The 17,895-nt window shown below is 61.5% G+C and carries 14 protein-coding genes and 1 pseudogene; 13 read left to right on the top strand and 2 right to left on the bottom strand.

Features of this window, described 5'->3' with window-relative positions; all coding sequences use genetic code 11:
• The first annotated feature begins 50 nt into the window (after positions 1-50).
• The 4 genes and pseudogenes from D0550_RS21065 to D0550_RS36445 all read left to right on the top strand — a co-directional run bounded on the left by D0550_RS21065 (position 51) and on the right by D0550_RS36445 (position 6,088).
• Positions 51-3,305, top strand: coding sequence for a carboxypeptidase regulatory-like domain-containing protein (locus tag D0550_RS21065; protein WP_116811204.1), 3,255 nt, complete (start codon positions 51-53; stop codon positions 3,303-3,305).
• Entirely contained in the window at positions 3,305-4,423 is a 1,119-nt protein-coding gene (locus D0550_RS21070; protein WP_116811160.1) for a YncE family protein, read from the top strand. The genes D0550_RS21065 and D0550_RS21070 overlap by 1 nt, the downstream gene beginning before the upstream one ends.
• A gap of 152 nt (positions 4,424-4,575) precedes the next feature.
• A pseudogene (locus tag D0550_RS36440) lies at positions 4,576-5,385 on the top strand (alkaline phosphatase D family protein); the annotation flags it as partial.
• 175 nt (positions 5,386-5,560) lie between these two features.
• Positions 5,561-6,088: an alkaline phosphatase D family protein gene (locus D0550_RS36445; RefSeq protein WP_275129266.1), complete on the top strand. Its 528-nt coding sequence runs from the start codon at positions 5,561-5,563 to the stop codon at positions 6,086-6,088.
• 12 nt (positions 6,089-6,100) lie between these two features.
• Here the strand turns inward: D0550_RS36445 and D0550_RS21080 are convergent, their stop codons facing one another.
• The gene (locus D0550_RS21080) at positions 6,101-6,652 is read right to left on the bottom strand and encodes a thioredoxin family protein (protein WP_116811161.1); all 552 of its coding nucleotides are present in this window, start codon (positions 6,650-6,652) and stop codon (positions 6,101-6,103) included.
• A gap of 297 nt (positions 6,653-6,949) precedes the next feature.
• On the opposite strand from D0550_RS21080, the gene D0550_RS21085 reads away from it, so the two are divergent.
• From D0550_RS21085 to D0550_RS21105, 5 genes are all read left to right on the top strand, one after another.
• Complete coding sequence (locus D0550_RS21085; protein ID WP_116811162.1) at positions 6,950-8,017, top strand: 3-deoxy-7-phosphoheptulonate synthase; 1,068 nt, start codon at positions 6,950-6,952, stop codon at positions 8,015-8,017.
• 155 nt (positions 8,018-8,172) lie between these two features.
• Entirely contained in the window at positions 8,173-9,114 is a 942-nt protein-coding gene (locus D0550_RS21090) for a DUF5996 family protein (protein ID WP_116811163.1), read from the top strand.
• Positions 9,115-9,135: 21 nt separating this feature from the next.
• On the top strand, positions 9,136-9,699 hold the full coding sequence (locus D0550_RS21095) for an HdeD family acid-resistance protein (protein ID WP_116811205.1): 564 nt from the start codon (positions 9,136-9,138) through the stop codon (positions 9,697-9,699).
• Between the two features lie 112 nt (positions 9,700-9,811).
• A complete protein-coding gene (locus D0550_RS21100; RefSeq protein WP_116811164.1) occupies positions 9,812-10,480 on the top strand; it encodes an SH3 domain-containing protein in 669 nt (222 codons plus the stop codon).
• A 140-nt stretch (positions 10,481-10,620) separates the two neighbouring features.
• Positions 10,621-13,449, top strand: a complete 2,829-nt coding sequence (locus D0550_RS21105) for a TonB-dependent receptor domain-containing protein (protein WP_116811165.1) — start codon at positions 10,621-10,623, stop codon at positions 13,447-13,449.
• Between the two features lie 24 nt (positions 13,450-13,473).
• Here the strand turns inward: D0550_RS21105 and D0550_RS21110 are convergent, their stop codons facing one another.
• The gene (locus D0550_RS21110; protein WP_116811166.1) at positions 13,474-13,680 is read right to left on the bottom strand and encodes a hypothetical protein; all 207 of its coding nucleotides are present in this window, start codon (positions 13,678-13,680) and stop codon (positions 13,474-13,476) included.
• A gap of 178 nt (positions 13,681-13,858) precedes the next feature.
• Between D0550_RS21110 and D0550_RS36450 the strand changes: the two genes are divergently transcribed.
• The 4 genes from D0550_RS36450 to D0550_RS21125 all read left to right on the top strand — a co-directional run bounded on the left by D0550_RS36450 (position 13,859) and on the right by D0550_RS21125 (position 17,893).
• Positions 13,859-14,734 (top strand): TIGR03118 family protein, encoded by an 876-nt coding sequence (locus D0550_RS36450; protein WP_206606445.1) that lies wholly within the window; start codon positions 13,859-13,861, stop codon positions 14,732-14,734.
• Positions 14,656-14,997: a TIGR03118 family protein gene (locus D0550_RS36455; protein WP_206606446.1), complete on the top strand. Its 342-nt coding sequence runs from the start codon at positions 14,656-14,658 to the stop codon at positions 14,995-14,997. Before D0550_RS36450 ends, D0550_RS36455 begins: the two co-directional genes overlap by 79 nt.
• Before the next feature lie 276 nt (positions 14,998-15,273).
• Entirely contained in the window at positions 15,274-17,283 is a 2,010-nt protein-coding gene (locus D0550_RS21120; protein ID WP_116811167.1) for a PKD domain-containing protein, read from the top strand.
• A gap of 142 nt (positions 17,284-17,425) precedes the next feature.
• The gene (locus D0550_RS21125) at positions 17,426-17,893 is read left to right on the top strand and encodes a MarR family winged helix-turn-helix transcriptional regulator (protein WP_161965959.1); all 468 of its coding nucleotides are present in this window, start codon (positions 17,426-17,428) and stop codon (positions 17,891-17,893) included.
• The last annotated feature ends 2 nt before the right edge of the window (positions 17,894-17,895 follow it).

Below are 17,895 nucleotides of genomic sequence, written 5' to 3' on the forward strand. Positions count from 1 at the left end.
CAGCGCTCTCTGTTCTCAACCTCGCTACACGCATGTTGAGAACGCTGTCGATGAATCGTTACAAGAATGTCCTGTTGGCCAGTGCCATCGCCGCTGCATTGGCCGCTGCTCCTCACGCCAATGCGCAACAGCGCAGATTCGAAGTGCCTGCGCAGTCCGCGGTCACTGCGATTCCGGAATTGGCTCGTCAGGCACAGGTGCAAATCATTGCGCCCGCGGGTTCGTTGGAAGGAATCGACACGCCGGCGATTGCTGGCGAGATGGATGCGCGCGAAGCCTTGCGCACATTGCTGGCGGGCACCGACCTGACCATCAAGTCCGATGAAGGCAATGTGATTTTGCTGGAGCAGGCCGGCGGCACCACCGTGCGTACGCGGTCGGCGCAGCAGGCGGGCACCGGCGGCGTGCGCGGTCGCGTGCTCAACAAGGCGACCGGTGAGTACGTGCGCAATGCCGAGATCCGTGTCCAAGGCACGACGATCGTTACTTACTCCGAGAGCGGCGGCAATTTCCGGCTCAACGGCGTGCCTGCCGGCGAAATCACGGTGGTCGTCAGATACACGGGCCTGCAAGAGTCGCAAGCCGCAGTCACCGTGGTTGCCGATCAGATCGTCACGCTCGATGTCGAGCTGCGCGTGCCTTCGTACACCGATGCTGGCGGCGAGGCGGACGAGCTCAACATGGTCATCGTTACCGCGAAGCGCGATGGCCAGGCGAGCGCCCTGATGGAGCGTCGCGCCGCCATGAATGCGAAGAACGTGGTCCCCGCCGACAACTTCGGCGCGCTCACCATGGGCGACGTGGGCGAGTTCATGAGGTTCATGCCCGGCCTGTCGCTGGACTACACGGAGGTGGACGCGACTGCCGTGCGTATCGGCGGTCTCGCTCCGAAGTACTCGACGTTCACCGTCGACGGTGCCCGCATGGCCACCGCGACCTCCAACAACAACGACGGCCGCCAGAACTCCTTCGAACAAATGTCGATCACCGGCATCGAGGCCATCGAGCTCAGCAACACGCTCACGGCCCGCATGGATGCCGACTCGCCGGGCGGTCAGATCAACCTGCGCAGCAAGTACGCCTTCGATCGCGCCGGCCGCGAAGTGGTCCTGCAGCTTGGCGGCGTCGGCACGTCCGACTCCACGTCCTCGCGCAAGTACTTCCCGGACGACAAGAAGCATTCGACCATCTATCCGTCGGCGCAGTTCGGCTACGGCGACATCTTCCTGGACGGGCGCCTGGGCATCGCGTTCAACACCAGCTACAACGCCAACTACGTGCAGCAGGATCGTGCCCAGACCGACTGGTCGTATCTCCCCGATGGACGCGTCATGCCTTATCGCCTCATGTGGCGCCCCGGTCCGAAGATGACCAGCCGCACGGCCGCCAACCTGAGTGCCGACTATCAGATTACCGATGAGCTGGTGTTCGCTCTGCGCAGCACCTATTCGTTGTACGACGTCGAGTACTTCAACCAGTACACCTATCTGTACTTCGGTACGGCCTCGCAGTCCTATGCCACGCCGGATTCCACGCCGACTCACATCGTCGTGAATCCCGACGGGACCAACACACGCCTGCGAACCGAATATTCGCATCGTTATGCCCGCACGCCGACGTACACGATCGCCCCGCGACTGGAATTCAAAGGCGACACGACGGAAGTCACGCTGATGCCCACCTATTCGCGCTCCGAATTCAACTTTCGCGACAACAGCGACGGCTTCTTCGTGCGCACCGACAGCTGGTTGACCGGCATCGGCTTCACGCTCGACCGCCCGTCGTCGGATTCGAATGCCTGGACGCTGACACAGACTGCCGGGCGCGACTGGAGCGATCCCAGGAACTTCAATCGTGACCACGACATCGGCAACAACATCCGGACCTCCGAGTCCGATGCCATCAACGAGCAGTACGGCGCCAAACTGGATCTGAAGAAGCAGCTCACCTTCGGCGATCTGCCGGTGACCTTCATGACCGGCGTGGGCAGCCGCAAGAACGATTGGCGCACCAACGAAGGCTCGTGGCAGCAGTTCCAGTATGTCGGCCCGAATGGCGATCTGACGCAGCAGGACCCCGCGGCCGTCATTCCCTGGACCCAGCATTACAACTTCGCGATCAACGGTTTCAACGCCGGCAACATGAACGCGCAGAACTGGCGCGCCGACAATAACTATGCCGTTTATCAGATCTACCAGGCGCACCCCGAATATTTCGTGCCCGACACCGTCGGCAACCTGAAGCGCAAGCTGGACAACGACAAGCAGGTTCAGGAAGACGTCCAGGCTGCCTATCTCGAAGGTGAGACTCGCGTCGGCGATGCTCGCTTCAACCTGGGCGTGCGTTACGAGAAGACCAAGACGGCGGCGCAGGTTGCAGAGGTTCGCACCGCGGCCGAAGTGGCCGCGGCCGGACTGTCGACCAGCACGGTCGAGGGGCTGCTGTATCAGTACTACAATGGCACGTATTCCAAGCGTCACGGCGAATACGACGACTGGTTCCTGAGCGGTGGCGTCAAGTATGACTTCACCAAGAACCTGGTCGGTCAACTCGCTTTCAGCCAGGCTATTCTGCGTCCCGACTATGGCAACCTCGGCGGCGTAGTATCGATCAACGAAGACACCCAGATCGTCACGGTGCCGAACCCGGAACTGCAGCCGGAGCGCGCCACCAAGTACTACGCGAGTCTGCAATATTTCCTCGAGCCCTCCGGCATCGTGGGCGTGTCCTACTACAAGCTCGACATCAAGGACATGCAGGTGGCCGGCCTGACGATCGATCCGCAGGACGCGGGCTTCGGTCCCGATGACTATTCCGCCTACACCTTCCGCAGCGCGCAGAACGTGTCCGGCACCAGCACCAACGAGGGCCTGACGCTCGAATACAGCCAGCAGATGACGTTCCTGCCGGGCGCGCTCAAGGGGCTGAGCGTGTTTGGCTCGGTCACGCGGGTCAAGCCGGACGGCGAGCGAGTGAATACGCCGGAGCGTGCGGCCAACTTCGGTGTGGGCTACAGCTACGGTCCGTTCGATTTCAAGGTCAACGGCAACTATCAGTCCAAGTATCGCGTCAGCGCGCTGAGCAATACGCCGACCACGGCAAACAACGGCATCCTGTATCACACCTCGCGCGATCTCTGGAACATCAGCGCGAGCTACAAGTATGGAGACAACCTCGAAGTGCAGCTCGCCGGCCGCAACATCTTCAATGCGCCCGACATCATCTACTCCAATATCGAGAGCCGTCGTCAGCAGTACACCGTGTACGGCTCGATGTGGAACCTCGGCGTGAAGGTCACGTTCTGATGGTCCGTACTTTTGTCGCAGCCGCCGCGCTGCTGATCTCGACGTGTGTGGCGGCGGCTGAACCCGTCGCCACACACGCGCCCCGATTGCCGCTTCATCAGAACGGCGGCACCTGGAATTCAGGTCACGTGCAAGGCATCGCCGTGGACGTGCAGGGCGGCTATATCTATTACTCCTTCACCAATCTGCTCGCGAAATACGATTTCAGCGGCCAGCTGGTCGGCACGCTGGTGGGCTGGACCGGTCATCTCGGCGACCTCGACTTCAATCCAGCCGACGGCAAGGTTTACGGCTCGCTGGAATACGGCAAGGATCAGGCGTTCTACATTGCGGTGATCGATGCAGAACGCCTCGATCGCGTCGGCATCGAGGCGAGCAAGGCCGAGATTTTCCGCACGGTCTATCTTCCGGAAGTGACCAGGGACTTCGCCGCCGATATCGACGGCAAGCGCAGTCATCGTTACGGTTGCTCCGGCATCGATGGCGTTGGCTTCGGTCCCGCATTCGGTCATGTCGATGGTCCTCGCTTGCTCACCGTTGCGTACGGTGTTTACGGCGATCCGGGGCGCGACGACAACGACCATCAAGTACTGCTCCAGTACGACATCAACGATTGGAGCAAACACGCCAGGCCGCTGAACGAAGCGGCTCCCCACCGCAGCGGCCCCGACACTCTGCAAGGAAAGTACTTCGTGCGCACCGGTAACACGACGTGGGGCGTGCAGAACCTTTCTTACGACGATTCGTTGCAACGTTGGTTCCTGGGCGTCTACCAGGGCAAGAAGCCATCGTTCCCGAATTATTTGCTGTTTGCGGTCGATGCACGTACGCCACCGAAGGCGGGCTTCCTGGTCGGTGTGCCTCATCGCGACGGTAAGGGGTGGGAACAAGGGCAACTGCTCACGTTGGCCGATGACGGCTTGAGGGATGCTGCGACGGGCGTGCGCGGCTGGAATCAGAAGGCCGATGTGGGATTTCAGCCAGTCGGCCAGCAGCTCTTTTATCTGTCGGTGAACTCGGGCGGTAAAGGCGCCCAGAGTGCGGATCTCACGTTGATGCGATGGACAGGAGATGCCAACCAGCCTTTTATTCCCGTGACTTCGGAACAGGCACGATGACTGTGAACATAGATCGCCGGCGTCTCGTCGTCGGAGGCGCGCTGGGCTTGGGCGCGTTGCTGCTGCCCATCGGGCGCAGTCTTGCCGAAGCAATGTTGGCAGCGAAGGGCTTCACGCACAACGTCGCCAGCGGCGAGCCGGGTGCCGACTCCATGCTGCTGTGGACTCGCTATGTGCCGGCGGCGGACGTCGATGAAGTTCGTGTGGATGCGGAAGTCGCGTTGGATCCCGAGTTCACGCGCGTTGTATCGGGCGGCAGTGTGCGCACCGGCGAGTATCGCGACTGGACGGTGAAGCTCACCGTCAACGGCCTGCAACCTCGAACGACCTACTGGTATCGATTCATCGCGGCCGATGGTTCCAAGTCGCCGGTGGGACGCACCAGGACATTGCCGGTCGGCGCCGTCGATCGTTTCGGGTTGGGCGTGTTCTCTTGTTCGAATCTGCCGATAGGTTGGTTCAATGCCTACGCGCATGCGGCCGCGCGTGACGATCTCGACCTGTGGTTGCACGTCGGCGATTACGTCTACGAGTACGCGCTTGCTGTGTACGGGGAGAAACACCTCGTCGCTGGACGAGAGGTCATGCCCGCGCACGATCACGAGATGATCAGCCTGGCCGACTATCGCCTGCGGCTTGCCTGTTATCGCGCCGATCCGGATCTGCAGAGGCTGCATCAGCGGGCGCCGATGGTGGCGTTATGGGATGACCATGACAGCGCCAACGACAGTTGGGAAGGCGGTGCGCAGAATCACCAGCCCAAGTCCGAAGGGGATTGGAGCATCCGTCGCGCCGCCTCGATTCAGGCCTATCGTGAGTGGATGCCGGTTTCGGAGGAGCCTTGGAAGGCGTATTCGATCGGTACGCTTGCCACTCTGTATCGTACTGAATCACGTGTGTTCGCGCGTACGCGGCCGGCATACTCGGAGCTGTCGAACGCACACAAAGCCAGCGATCCCGACGCAGCGCTGCGCGCGTTCCGTGATGGAGTTTGGCGCGATCCGGCTGCAACGATGCTTGGCTCTGGCTTCGACGCAAAGGAAAAGCGTGGCTCGCGCAGGAAAATTCAAAAGCGCAAATGCCTCTGCTTCCATCTGGCAGATGGTCGGCATGGCAACCATCATGGGACGCACCTTGATGCCGGACGTGGCACCCCGATTTGGGGGTGCGCCCCCGAAAGCGGGAGCGCGCGTCGTTGGGACGCGTTCAAAGAGAAATGTGCGTGGTTCCAAACTCGGCGTGCCGATGTGGATGGATCGCTGGGACGGCTATCCCGCCGCTCGTTCGCGCCTGCTGAAATCCGCTCAGCAGGCGGATGCGGATCTGGTGATGCTGTCAGGCGATAGTCACAATGCCTGGGCATATGCACTGGCCGAGGACGGACGGCCTGCGGGGATCGAGTTCGCGAGTCAGAGCGTGACGTCTCCGGGCATCGAGGGGCAGCTGGGCGTGGCTCCCAAAGATGTCGCTCGTGCCTTCATCACCACGAATGCCGAACTGGCTTGGGCCGATACCAGTCAACGCGGCTACATGATGATCGATATCACTCCGCAGCGGATCACCGGCGAATGGTTGTTCATGAAAACCATTCGGACGCGTAGCACTGCGTTGGCAGGCACTCACCGCATGTCGGCCGAGCGGGGGCGCCGTAAGTTTGCAGTCTGACTCGCCGCAACCTCATTTCTTCCATTTGATATTGCAGCCAATGCTCGGCTTCTGATCCTTCGGCACGCCGGTGCCGTTGAGCAGGGCATCGGACGCGGCACGCAGATCGGCGCCGGTCGGCGATCCTTTGCCGGGGCGGCTGTCGTCGAACTGGCCGCGATAGACCAGCTTGCGCTGTGCGTCGAACAGGAACAGATCCGGCGTACACGCTGCTCGATAGGCCTTGGCGACTGCCTGGGTCTCATCGAGCAGGTAGGGAAACGTATAGCCCGCACTGCTCGCTTCTGCGGACATGCCGGCCGGCCCATCGGCAGGGTAGGCCTGGATGTCGTTCGAATTGATCGCCACGACCGCGATGCCCTTCGGTTGATAGTCACGAGCGAAGCGCGCGAACTCGTCGCGGATGTGTTTGACGAACGGGCAGTGACTGCAAATGAAGGCGACCACCAACCCTCGCGCGTCCCGGAAGTCATCGAGCGCGGTCACCTTGCCGTCGAAGCTGGGCAGTCGAAAGTCCGGCGCGGCTGTGCCGAGCTCGAGCATCGTGGATTGCGTTGCAGCCATGGCGCGGCTCCTGTGAGAGGGAAGCGCTATGCTACGCCTCCAGGACCCGGCCATCAGTCCGGTCAGCGTCGCATCTCCTTACAGATTGAGAATCCGCCAGTTGCGCAGGTCAATATCCCTGTGTTATCAATCTGCCCATGCAATTTTCTTTCGCCCGCTATTGGTTCTACTTTACCTATCCAACCACTGGCGGACGGACTGAGCTCGTTTGACTGAATCGAAACCGAGTCACTCAGAAAACCGCCAGCAAAACTGGCGGTTTTTTTTTGCGCCGCCGGCAAGCCCCCTGGAGCCCCTGTGAACGCCCGTATCGACGACCTAAGAATTCGTGAAATCCGCGAACTGGTTACTCCTCATCAGGTGATGAGCGAGCACCCCTGTAGCGAGACCGCGGCTGCCACCATCGAGCAGGGCCGCAGAGCGATGCAGGACATCGTGCACGGCCGCAGCGACCGGCTCGCTGTCGTCATCGGGCCTTGCTCGATTCACGATACGAAAGCGGCGATGGACTACGCGCACCTGCTGCGGGAACAGCGGCAGCGCTTCCAGGGTGAATTGGAAATCGTCATGCGCGTGTATTTCGAGAAGCCGCGCACCACGGTGGGCTGGAAGGGGCTGATCAACGATCCCGATCTCGACGGCAGTTTCAACATCAACCGCGGCCTGCGCATTGCCCGCCAGCTGTTGCGAGACATCAACGATCTGGGCCTGCCGGCCGGCTGCGAATTCCTCGACATCATCACGCCGCAGTACATCGGCGATCTGGTCACCTGGGGAGCGATCGGCGCACGCACCACCGAGAGTCAGGTGCATCGTGAAATGACCTCGGGCCTGTCGTGTCCGGTCGGCTTCAAGAACGGCACCGACGGCAATGTGAAGATCGCGATCGACGCGGTGCAGGCGGCATCGTTCCCGCATCATTTCCTGGCCGTGACCAAACAGGGTCACAGCGCCATCGCCACCACCAGCGGCAACGGCGATTGTCACGTGATTCTGCGCGGCGGCAAGGAGCCGAATTACGATTCGGCCAACATCGATTCAGTGTGCAGGCAACTCGACTCGGCCAAGCTGCCGGCGCGCGTGATGATCGACGTGAGCCATGGCAACAGCTCGAAGAAACCCGAGAATCAGCCGCTGGTCATCGCCGATATCGCCAGGCGCATCGAGGCCGGGGAGCGCCGGATCAGCGGTGTGATGGTGGAGAGTCATTTGAAAGCGGGCCGTCAGGATCTGCTGCCGGGCAAGGCACTGGAATATGGCCAGAGCATCACGGATGGCTGCGTCGACTGGCAGACCTCCGTGCAGATCCTGGAACAGCTCGCAGGCGCCGTGCGCGCGCGTCGACAGGCTTCACACGCAGCATAGATAACGGCACCGTGGGCAGGTGCCTGGTTGTGGGATCCAGGCGTGGTGAACGAGTGCCTGCCCACAGCCGCAGGGAGGGCAACCCTGACTTGCCGTGGCACCGTCCACGGCCGGAAGATGCTCGCCACCTAGACCCGCTCTGAGGCGTGCTTCCCATGAGTCTGGATCCGTGGCCGGAATTGCCCTACGCAGAGTGGCAGGACACCTGTACGACGCTGCATCTGTGGACGCAGATTGTCGGCAAGATCCGACTGGCGCGCGCGCCGTGGCTCAACCATGGCTGGCAGGTGACGTTTTTCGTGACCACCCGCGGCCTGACGACCTCACCGATCCCGGATGGCAATCGCACCTTCGAGCTGAGTTTCGATCTGCGGGAACATCATCTCGATATCGATGTGAGCGATGGCCAGACACGTCGGATCGCGCTACGCCCCATGTCGGTTGCAGACTTTTACACGGCTGTGTTCCGGGAGCTCGACTCGGTTGGGATTCATATCGAGATCGACGATCTGCCGAGCGAGATTCCCGACGGGATTCCATTCTCTCGCGATCACACTCACGCCTCCTACGATCGGCAGTACGTGGAGCGCTTTGCGCAGGTGCTGCGCCAGGTCGATCAAGTATTCAAGAAATTCCGGACCAGCTTTCTCGGCAAGAGCAGCCCGGTGCACTTCTTCTGGGGCAGCTTCGATCTGGCGGTGACGCGTTTCTCAGGCAAGACGGCACCGCTGTTCACCGGCAAGGCGCCGGGCTTGCGTCAGGATGTGATGCAGGAAGCGTACTCGCACGAGGTGAGTAGCGCCGGTTTCTGGCCCGGCAGCGCCGGCATCGACGCATCGTTTTATTCCTATGCCTATCCGCCGCCACCCGGTTTCAAGGACTATCGCGTGCAACCGCAGGCGGCCCAATTCAACGAAGCGCTGGGCGAGTTTGTATTGCCGTACGAGCGCGTGCGTACGGCGAAAGACCCTGCCGCGGAACTGCTGAGCTTCCTGCAATCGACTTATGAAGCGGCGGCGGTGTGTGGCAAATGGGATCGTGCCGCGTTGGAGTGCGAAATCGGAGTGCCAGGAGTCCCTCGCGGCAGATCGACGTGAATCTCTGATGAGGAGATGAACATGAGCACATTGGAACGGGAATCGGTACCGGGCTTGTTTCCCTTGGTCGGCCGTAGCTGGTGGATGTTGTTGTTGTACGGCATCCTGGGTGTGATCTTCGGTTTGTTCGCGCTCGCGCGGCCGTTGTCGGCCGCCACCGCGTTGGTGTGGGCGATCGGCGTGCTGGCGCTCGCGGAGGGCCTCGTGAGCTTGTTTGCCGCTTTCAGCAACAAAGTTGGAGTGCCCAAAGGTTGGGTGGCGCTGTATGCGGTGCTATCGATTCTGTTCGGCATCATGGCCGTGATGAATCCGGTGACCATGGCGGGCACCTTGTTGCTGTTCCTCGCCGCATGGCTGATCGTCGCCGGCATCTATCGCATTGTCGTCGCCATCAAGGTGCGCGAGGAGATCAAGGGAGAATGGTTGATCGCGCTTAGCGGCGTGCTCAGCATCATCCTCGGCGTACTCTTCTTCATGAGTCCGCTGACCGGGCTGGTCGTTGCCGCATGGTGGATTGGCGCGGGTGCAATGGTCTACGGCATGCTGCAAATCCTCGGCGCGTTCAAGCTGCGTTCGCTCCGGTGAGTCCACGCGCTGCGATCCGGTTCAAACTTTTGACATGAGCTGACGGAGTACGGAACTCCGTTCAGCTTGCGGCGGTTGCCCGCGTCCGGCAACTCTGAAAACATCCGCTGATATGAAAAATTCAGCGGCGATCTACTGTCTGGTGATTGCGACAACATTGCCGCTCAGCGGCGTTGCGCAGGAAACATCAACGGTCGAAACGGCGGCGGCTGCTGAACCGGCCCCGCAGCAACGTTTCGTCTCCGACAAGCTGGTGTTGAATGTTTATTCCGAGCCCGATCAGGGCAGCGATCGCATCGCCACCATTCAGACAGGCGATGCGGTCGAGGAATTGGAGCGTGCCGGCAACCTGGTCCGGGTGCGCTTGGCAGAGGGGCGCGAAGGTTGGGTGGGGGCGAGCTATCTGACGAGCGATGCGCCCGCGATCGTTCGCCTGCGTGAGTTGCAACGTCAGCAGCCGACTCCCGCACCCCGCGTGGACAAAGCATCGTTAGAAGAGATTGCGCAGCTGAAGAAAGAGAACACCACGCTGCGTGGACAAGTGAGTGAGCTGCAAGCACGAGTCGTCGCGCCTGTCGCGTCACCACCGCCGCAGGGTGAAACGATCACCGAGATGCCCGCTGCTCCGATGCAAGCAGCTGCTTTTCCGACCACCGCACCAACCGGTGTCATGGGCTGGCTGGTCGCAATGCTGTTGGTCGGCGCCGCGAGTTTTGCCGGTGGCTATCAAATGCTCGCGCGTCGTCTCCGCAAAAGGTTCGGCGGCTTGAAAATCTATTGACGAGCGAGCCACCCAGCAAAAACTAATCGCTCCGGGCACGTATCTGTTTCCTCCACGGATCGCTGCGAAAGGCAGAATGCGATCCGATAAAACGTAGCCTCGCCTCATGGCGAGCGCGCCTATGACAATGGGGGATAACAATGGATCGTCGCATCGCTGCCATGCTGATCGCCGGCGGAGCAGGCATGGTTTCCACGTTGACTCATGCGCAGGCCCAGAATGACGCGCCTGCCCTCGAAGAGGTGACGGTCACGGGGTCGCGCGTCATCACCAATGGCGACTACAGCCCGACGCCGGTCACGGTCGTTTCGACGCAAGAGGTGCTCGCAGCGCAGCCCGGAACGTTGGCCGACGCGCTCAACATCCTGCCGGTGTTTTCGGGATCGCGCGGCTCGGGCAGCAACCCGACTTCGACGGGCACCGTGTCGGCAGGCAACGCGTCGGCCAATCAGCTCAACCTGCGCAACGTCGGTGCGATTCGCACGCTGGTGTTGCTCGACGGTTTGCGCGTGCCGCCGACGTTGATCAATGGCATCGTCGACGTCGATCTGATCCCCCAGATGCTGGTGCAACGAGTGGATACGGTGACCGGCGGCGTCTCCGCAGTCTACGGCTCCGATGCGATCAGCGGCGTCGTCAACTACATCCTCAACAAGAAATTCCAGGGCCTCGAAACGCGCGTCAATGGCGGTGTTTCGGACTATGGCGATGCGAACAAATACAACGCGGCGATTGCGGCAGGCACGGCACTGTTCGATGGCCGGGGCCATATCGAAGCCAGTTACGAGTATCGTAAGGAAGAGGGCATTGCGTCGCGCTCCGACCGTCCCTATATGAATCTGGTCGGCGTGGCCGGCTCGGTGCCCGGCGCACCGAGTCCCGGCTCGGCGCAGAATCCTTATGAGATGTATAGCGACCTGCGGCAGGCCCAGTATCCGTTCGGTGGTCTGATTCGCAGCGGCATATATACGAACCAAACCTTCAGCAGTGATGGCGTGCTGAGCCCATTCGCTGCCGGCACACCGACGGGTACCAACGGCTTGCAGATCGGCGGAGGAGGTGGCTACTACGATTCGTCGTTGCTCGCGCCGATGGAAGGGCATCAGTACTTCGGTCGCTTCCAATTCGACTTCACCGATCGCCTGCAGGGCTACGTGCAGATCGCCGGCAACATCAAGAGCAACGAAGTCTTTGGCGAATACTTGCTGTACGACCGCAATTTCAGCGCTCAGAACGCTTTTCTGAGCCCGACCTATCAGGCGGCGATGCAGGCTGCCGGCCAGGCGACATTCCGCATGACCGGGTTGCTGCAAACCGGTCCGCGCTTCGAGTCCAATTCGGAGTCCGACCAGCGCGTGTACACCGCGGGCTTGAAAGGATCGCTCGGCGAGTATGACTGGGGCGTGAGCTATGTGTTCGGCACGACTCAGCTGGAGACCGCGCTTGGCCGGAACGTAAATGCGCAGCGTCTGGCGTACGCACTCGATGCGGTGCGAGATTCCGGTGGCAACATCGTTTGCAACATCACCTTGACCAATCCGTCGCTCGGCCAAGACTGCGTTCCGCTCAATGTCTTCGGGCCGACCGCGGCCAATGCGGCGGCGTTTGACTACGTCATGCAGCCGACGCGTTTCGCGGGCGAGACGAACATGAGCGATGTCTCGGCTTACATCAGTGGCTCGCCGTTCGACAACTGGGCGGGCCCGGTGAACGTGGCGCTGTCGGCCGAATATCGTGACCAGTCCTTCGAGGGCGAGAGCGATGGCGAGCCCTCGAATGTGCTGAACTGTGCGGGCCTCGGTATTCGCTTCAATAACTGTCGCGACGGCGATCCGATCTGGATCCAGTCGTTCGCCGACGTGCCCAAGGTCAGCCAGAACGTTTGGGAGACCGCGCTCGAGTTTGGCGTGCCGCTGGTAAAGGATTCGGTGAATCTCAGCGCCGCCGGCCGTTACACGAGCTACAACACCAGCGGCGACTACTGGACCTGGAAGTTCGGCGTCGACTGGCAAGTTCTCGACTCGCTGCGATTCCGTGCGACCCGCTCACGCGACATTCGCGCGCCAACGCTGAGCGATCTGTATGCGCCGGACAATTTCGTCTATGTGCAGCCGACCGATCTGCTGACGGGCACGTCGCCGCGCGTGCAGTCGCGCGATCGATCCAATCAGATTCTGACCGCGGAGATCGGCAACACGGTGACTGCAGGATTTGTGTGGCGACCGATGCCGGAGCTGAGCGTGGCGCTGGACGGCTATCGCATCGTTGTTTCGGATGCGATCACGCAGGTGAACGGCGCGACGACGGCGTTCCAGAACCAGTGCTATGCCAGCGGCGGCACGTCGCCTTATTGCGAACTGCAGGATCGGCCGAACGGATTCACCGATACCTCGGCCGCCAATGCCGTGACGGCCTGGTACAACGTGTGGCTGAATATTTCCGAGATCGAAACTTATGGCGCCGATCTGGAAGTGAACTGGAACAGCACCCTGTTCGATCGGCCGCTCGCGATTCGTTTCCTCGGCGCGTACCAGCCGCACATCTATTATCGACAGCCGAATCTGCCGGTCACCGATCAGGGCGGCGTCGGCTTCGGCCCGCTCGGCGCGGCTGCAAGCCCGAGCGTGCGTCTGACCGGCCTGGTGAGATTCCAGCCGGTCGAGAACTTCACGGTCGATCTCATGCAGCGCTGGCGCAATGCCATGGATCTGGGCGGCGATCCCACCCAGTCCTGGGTCAGCAACCATGTCGAGTCGTTCGCGACCACCAACATCAATGTCGCCTACCAGCATCGAACGGGCGCAATGACCATGGAGTACTACGTGAACGTCCAGAACGTGTTCAATGCCGACGCACCCAATGGCGCGTACTCCGGCAATGGCACGCGCGCAGGCCTTCGCGACGGCTTCGCAATGAGCGACAGCCCGCTCGGCCGTTTCTATCTGGCAGGGATCAACGTCAAGCTGTGAGAGCGCTGGGCGCTCTCGCCAATCTCAGAAAGCGTTCTTCCGCAATGGATGAACGCTCGAATCGCGCGGCTTCGGTTGTTTGGGGAATCCGCCGCCGCTCTGTCGTTTTTCCAAGGCCTGCTTCATGGTGTCCGCCCAGCTGGCCTTGGCTTTGCTCTTGCTCTTGCCCTTGGCCTTGTGAGAGGGGGCTTTCGTCGTCGTGGTCTTTTTTGTCGATGTCTTTGCTCGCATGTCGCCTCCACATTCTCCTACAGTGTTTCCGCACAACGCTTGACCTGTGCATCAAGCTCCCTGATCCAGCGCCTTACCTGCGGCCCGGATGGTGAACCGCGACTGCACCGTGCGGTACTCACATCAGCACGCTTCACGATGCGTGCTCCATCGATCACTCCTGCACAGGGCAACTCCCATGAGCACAGCTAAATTACCTTGGTCAGGCTTGGCATGCGCCGTGTTGACGCTGCTAACCATTCCCGCCATCGCGCAAGACGATTCTGGCGGGAACAGTAACAGTACATATCAATCGAAGGTGCTGGTTTCCAACGGCGGCATGTCCGCGAACTTCACCGATTCTAATCTGATCAATGGCTGGGGCGTGGCATTTAACCCGACGGCATACGTGTGGGTGAATGCCGAGGGGACCGGCAAAGCGCTGCTGTTCGACGGTAACGGGGAGCCGCAAGACCTGGTCGTGACCATCCCCGGGGTCGGCGGCGCCCCCTCCAATCCAACCGGCATCGTGTTCAGCGCAGGGATGGACTTCGTCGTCAACAGTGGCACCACCAATGGGCCGGCCCGATTTCTATTTGCCACCGGCCAGGGAACGATCGCGGGCTGGGCACCCAACGTGAATGCCACGAACGCCATCACGGTGGTGGATAACTCGGGCCAGAAGGCGGCTTACACCGGGCTGACGCTCAGCGGCGACGGTACCACCCATCTGCTATACGCGGCCAACTTCAGCCAGGCGCGCATCGACGTGTTCGACGGTACCTTCAAGTCGGTCGATGTGCCTGGCGGTTTTAACGATCCGAAGCTGCCCGAGAACTATGCGCCCTTCGGCATCCAGGCCATCGGCGGTGATATCTATGTGACCTATGCGAAACAGGAGGAGGCGGGCAGCGCCGAGGAGGTGCATGGCGCGGGCCTGGGCATCGTCAATGTGTTCGATCCGCAAGGAAATCTGATCCGCCGCATCGCTTCGAAATGGCCCCTCTGGAAAATGCACCTTGGGGCATCGCGCTGGCGCCCGCCAGTTTCGGTTCTCTTGGCGGCGCCTTGCTGATCGGCAACCTCGGCGACGGCAAGATCCATGGCTACGACCCGCGCACCGGCAGAGCGCTGGGCAGTCTGAATGGAGCAAACAATCAGCCCCTCGTCGTGGACGGTCTGTGGGGCATGCAGTTCGGCAATGGCGTCGAGGAACAGCCAACCAACTCGCTGTTCTGGGCCGCCGGACCGAACGATGAAGCAGATGGCGCTTATGGCGTCATCACCGTGACGACGTCGACCTCAACGCCGACGCCCTCGACGCCCTCGACGCCCTAGCTTCTCCTCAGGGCGCGTCAGACTGCCGCCAAGGGCAGCTGACGCGCCGCGCTCGTCACATACTTTCACGATCTTCGCCACGGGCGTCCTGGTGAGGTCGAATTCGATGTGGCATCCTGCGGACGCCGTAGAGACCAGGGTTCAGGGATGGCCGATTCAGCAATTGAGAACATAACAAAACGCTGCGTTCTCCTTCTTTCTGCTCTCGGTTTCTTGCACGGCTGCGGCGGCAATGGCGGTGGGGGCGATCGCACGCCGTCACAGCCTCCACCCACTGTGACGTTTGGTTCCGAGCCGTTGTTCGTCAACGTCGGCGGTGCAACCGCGCTGCAATGGCAGACGGTCGATGCCACGAGTTGTATGGCGAGCGGTGCCTGGAGCGGTGCGCGCCCGACGAGCGGGAGCGAAACCACAGGCGCGCTGAACGCAACCACCGAATTTACTTTGACCTGCAATGGTCCGGGCGGCAGCACCTCGAGAACGGTACGCATTGCAGCCAATCAATTGCCGGTGGCCGACGCGGGCCCGGATCGTGCCGTGTTGCCGGGCGTACGCGTCGCGCTGCGTGGCACTCACAGCCGCGATGCCGAGGGGCCCATCCTGACTCAGCGGTGGCAACAGGTCGCAGGCCCGGAGGTGGTGCTGGTCGATTCTGCAGCTGCAATCACATCCTTTGTGGCACCGACGGTGGACCGGCCGACAGCGCTGGTTCTTCAGCTCGTCGTAACCGATGGATTCGGCGCCGACAGCGCACCCGATGAAGTGACGATCACGGTGCTGCCGGTGACTGCCACCGCATCCGTCAGCGGCGTCGTGCGTCATCAGCGTGTCCCAGCGACTTCCACTGTGGTGTTTTCTGATTTTGCGCGTCAGGCGTTCGAGCCGAGCAGGGGACTGCGCCTCGAAGTCATCGCTGCGCAGTCGCAGACGATCGTTGCAACCGCGAGCACCGATGCATCTGGCGCTTACTCCGTCGAGGTGCCGCCCAACGAGCCGCTCTTCATCCGTGTCCATGCCAGCATGGAGCAGGATCACAGCCTGCCACGATGGCGCTTCGAGGTGCGGGATGTGCCGGGCGCCGGCGATCCATATTGGTTCGACGGCGACGTATTCGTCGCTGACGTAGCGGGTACGCCGGCGGATGTGAGCATTCCTTCCGGATGGTCTGCGAGCGGCGAGGTCATCGGACCGCAAGCGTCCGGCGCTTTCACCATCCTGGATTCGATTTATCTCGGCTACACCACCGTTCTTGCCGTGGCGCCTGCAGCGGAGTTTCCGCCGCTCGACCTCGACTGGAACGCTGCAGCACCGCGTGGTGGCGGCAGCACGTTCTATGCCCGCGCCCCCACGCGAATGATTTCATTGCGTGGCACGCTGGCCATCGACCTGCATGAGTTCGACCCGGATGTCGTGCTCCATGAGTTCGGCCATTACCTGCAGGAAGCATTGGCTCGCAACGACTCGCGCGGGGGCGAACATTTTTCCGAGGTATTTCTCGATCCTCGCAACGCGTTCAGCGAAGGCTTTGCGACAGCCTTCTCGGTGATCGCACGCGATATCACCGGGACGACGCACATGGGCACCCAGCGCGATCTGGAAACGGGTGCCGCTCGGGGGTGGTACTCCGAGGTGGCTGTGGGAGAACTGCTTTGGGATTTGTACGATGCGGCCAACGAAACCGACGATGCTGTCGCGCTGGGATGGCAGCCGCTCTGGAACGCGTTGGTCGAGCAACGATCGACCCCGGCGCTGACCACCATCTTTTCGTTCGTCGCCACGCTCAAGCGTCAGCGGGCCGACGTGAGCGCGGACATCGATACGCTCACATACCCTTACGGCATCCAGCCCGTGAACGATGAGTTCGGCAGCACCGAGACAAACGATGCTGGCTCCCCGGGCGTGTTGCCGGTTTACAGTCCCATCATTCTGGGCGGCGCACCCGTCACTGTACGTAGCAGTGTCGATTTCCGCATTGAAAGCAACAGCGCGGGCCCGAGCAACAAGCTGGGCATCCACCGCTTCCTGCGTTTCGACTTGGAGCAGCCGCAGACCGTGCGATTGTCCCTCGCCAGCGCTCTCGGCAAACGCTCGATGGCATTCGTCTATCGCCAGGGACGTCTGGTCGGGTCCGCAGACAGTGCCCAGGGCGCGATCGCGTTTCCCTTGAGGGAGGCGGGGACGCATGTCATCGATGTGTGGGATTGCGACAACGGCGGCGCTTGCGGTAGCTCCAGCGGCAGGACCGCGGCGACTACCGACATCAGGGTGCAATTGACCTCGCCTTGACGTGATTCCTGCCTCGTGAAGGCAGAGGATTGCTTCACGGTTGCGATAATAACACTTGATACTATCTCAGCGATGACTATATAGTTCGCTACTATCCAGCCGCCCCTGTCGGGCGGCCATCCCCTCGTTTGCGGAGTTGCCCGTGGATCGCATCCGGAACTTCGGGTTCGTCCTGAAGAACCTCGAGCGCCTGTACACCAAGCGCTTCGAAGCCTTGGCGCAGGAGCTGTCATTGACGCTGCCTCAATGCAAGGCGCTGTTCAACCTGGCACGCAACGAGGGCATCAGTCAGAAGCGGCTGGCCGAGCTGGCCGAGATCGAGCCCATGACTCTGGTGCGCATCCTCGACCGCATGGAGAGCGATGGCTGGGTGGAGCGACGGCCGGATCCCAACGATCGCCGGGCCCGCACGCTGTATGTGACGGCCGGCGCGAAGCCGGTTCTGGAGCAGATCGACAAGATGTCGGCGCAGATGCGTGCAGAAGCGCTCGCCGGCCTGAGCGCCGAGCAGCGCAATCAACTGATGAGCCTGCTCGAGCACGCGTATCAAAACCTGCTGGTCTCCAAGGCTGAGCCGGCGGCGTTGCCAATCCGCAAGAAGGCGCAGTGATT

The organism is Steroidobacter cummioxidans, assembly GCF_003104955.1.

Excerpts from the sequence above, each read along its gene's own strand:
- D0550_RS21065 (WP_116811204.1), top strand. The coding sequence starts at position 51 with ATGAATCGTTACAAGAATGTCCTGTTGGCCAGTGCCATCGCCGCTGCA.
- D0550_RS21070 (WP_116811160.1), top strand. The coding sequence starts at position 3,305 with ATGGTCCGTACTTTTGTCGCAGCCGCCGCGCTGCTGATCTCGACGTGT.
- D0550_RS36445 (WP_275129266.1), top strand. The coding sequence starts at position 5,561 with ATGCCGGACGTGGCACCCCGATTTGGGGGTGCGCCCCCGAAAGCGGGA.
- D0550_RS21080 (WP_116811161.1), bottom strand. The coding sequence starts at position 6,652 with ATGGCTGCAACGCAATCCACGATGCTCGAGCTCGGCACAGCCGCGCCG.
- D0550_RS21090 (WP_116811163.1), top strand. The coding sequence starts at position 8,173 with ATGAGTCTGGATCCGTGGCCGGAATTGCCCTACGCAGAGTGGCAGGAC.
- D0550_RS21095 (WP_116811205.1), top strand. The coding sequence starts at position 9,136 with ATGAGCACATTGGAACGGGAATCGGTACCGGGCTTGTTTCCCTTGGTC.
- D0550_RS21100 (WP_116811164.1), top strand. The coding sequence starts at position 9,812 with ATGAAAAATTCAGCGGCGATCTACTGTCTGGTGATTGCGACAACATTG.
- D0550_RS21105 (WP_116811165.1), top strand. The coding sequence starts at position 10,621 with ATGGATCGTCGCATCGCTGCCATGCTGATCGCCGGCGGAGCAGGCATG.
- D0550_RS21110 (WP_116811166.1), bottom strand. The coding sequence starts at position 13,680 with ATGCGAGCAAAGACATCGACAAAAAAGACCACGACGACGAAAGCCCCC.
- D0550_RS36450 (WP_206606445.1), top strand. The coding sequence starts at position 13,859 with ATGAGCACAGCTAAATTACCTTGGTCAGGCTTGGCATGCGCCGTGTTG.
- D0550_RS36455 (WP_206606446.1), top strand. The coding sequence starts at position 14,656 with ATGGCCCCTCTGGAAAATGCACCTTGGGGCATCGCGCTGGCGCCCGCC.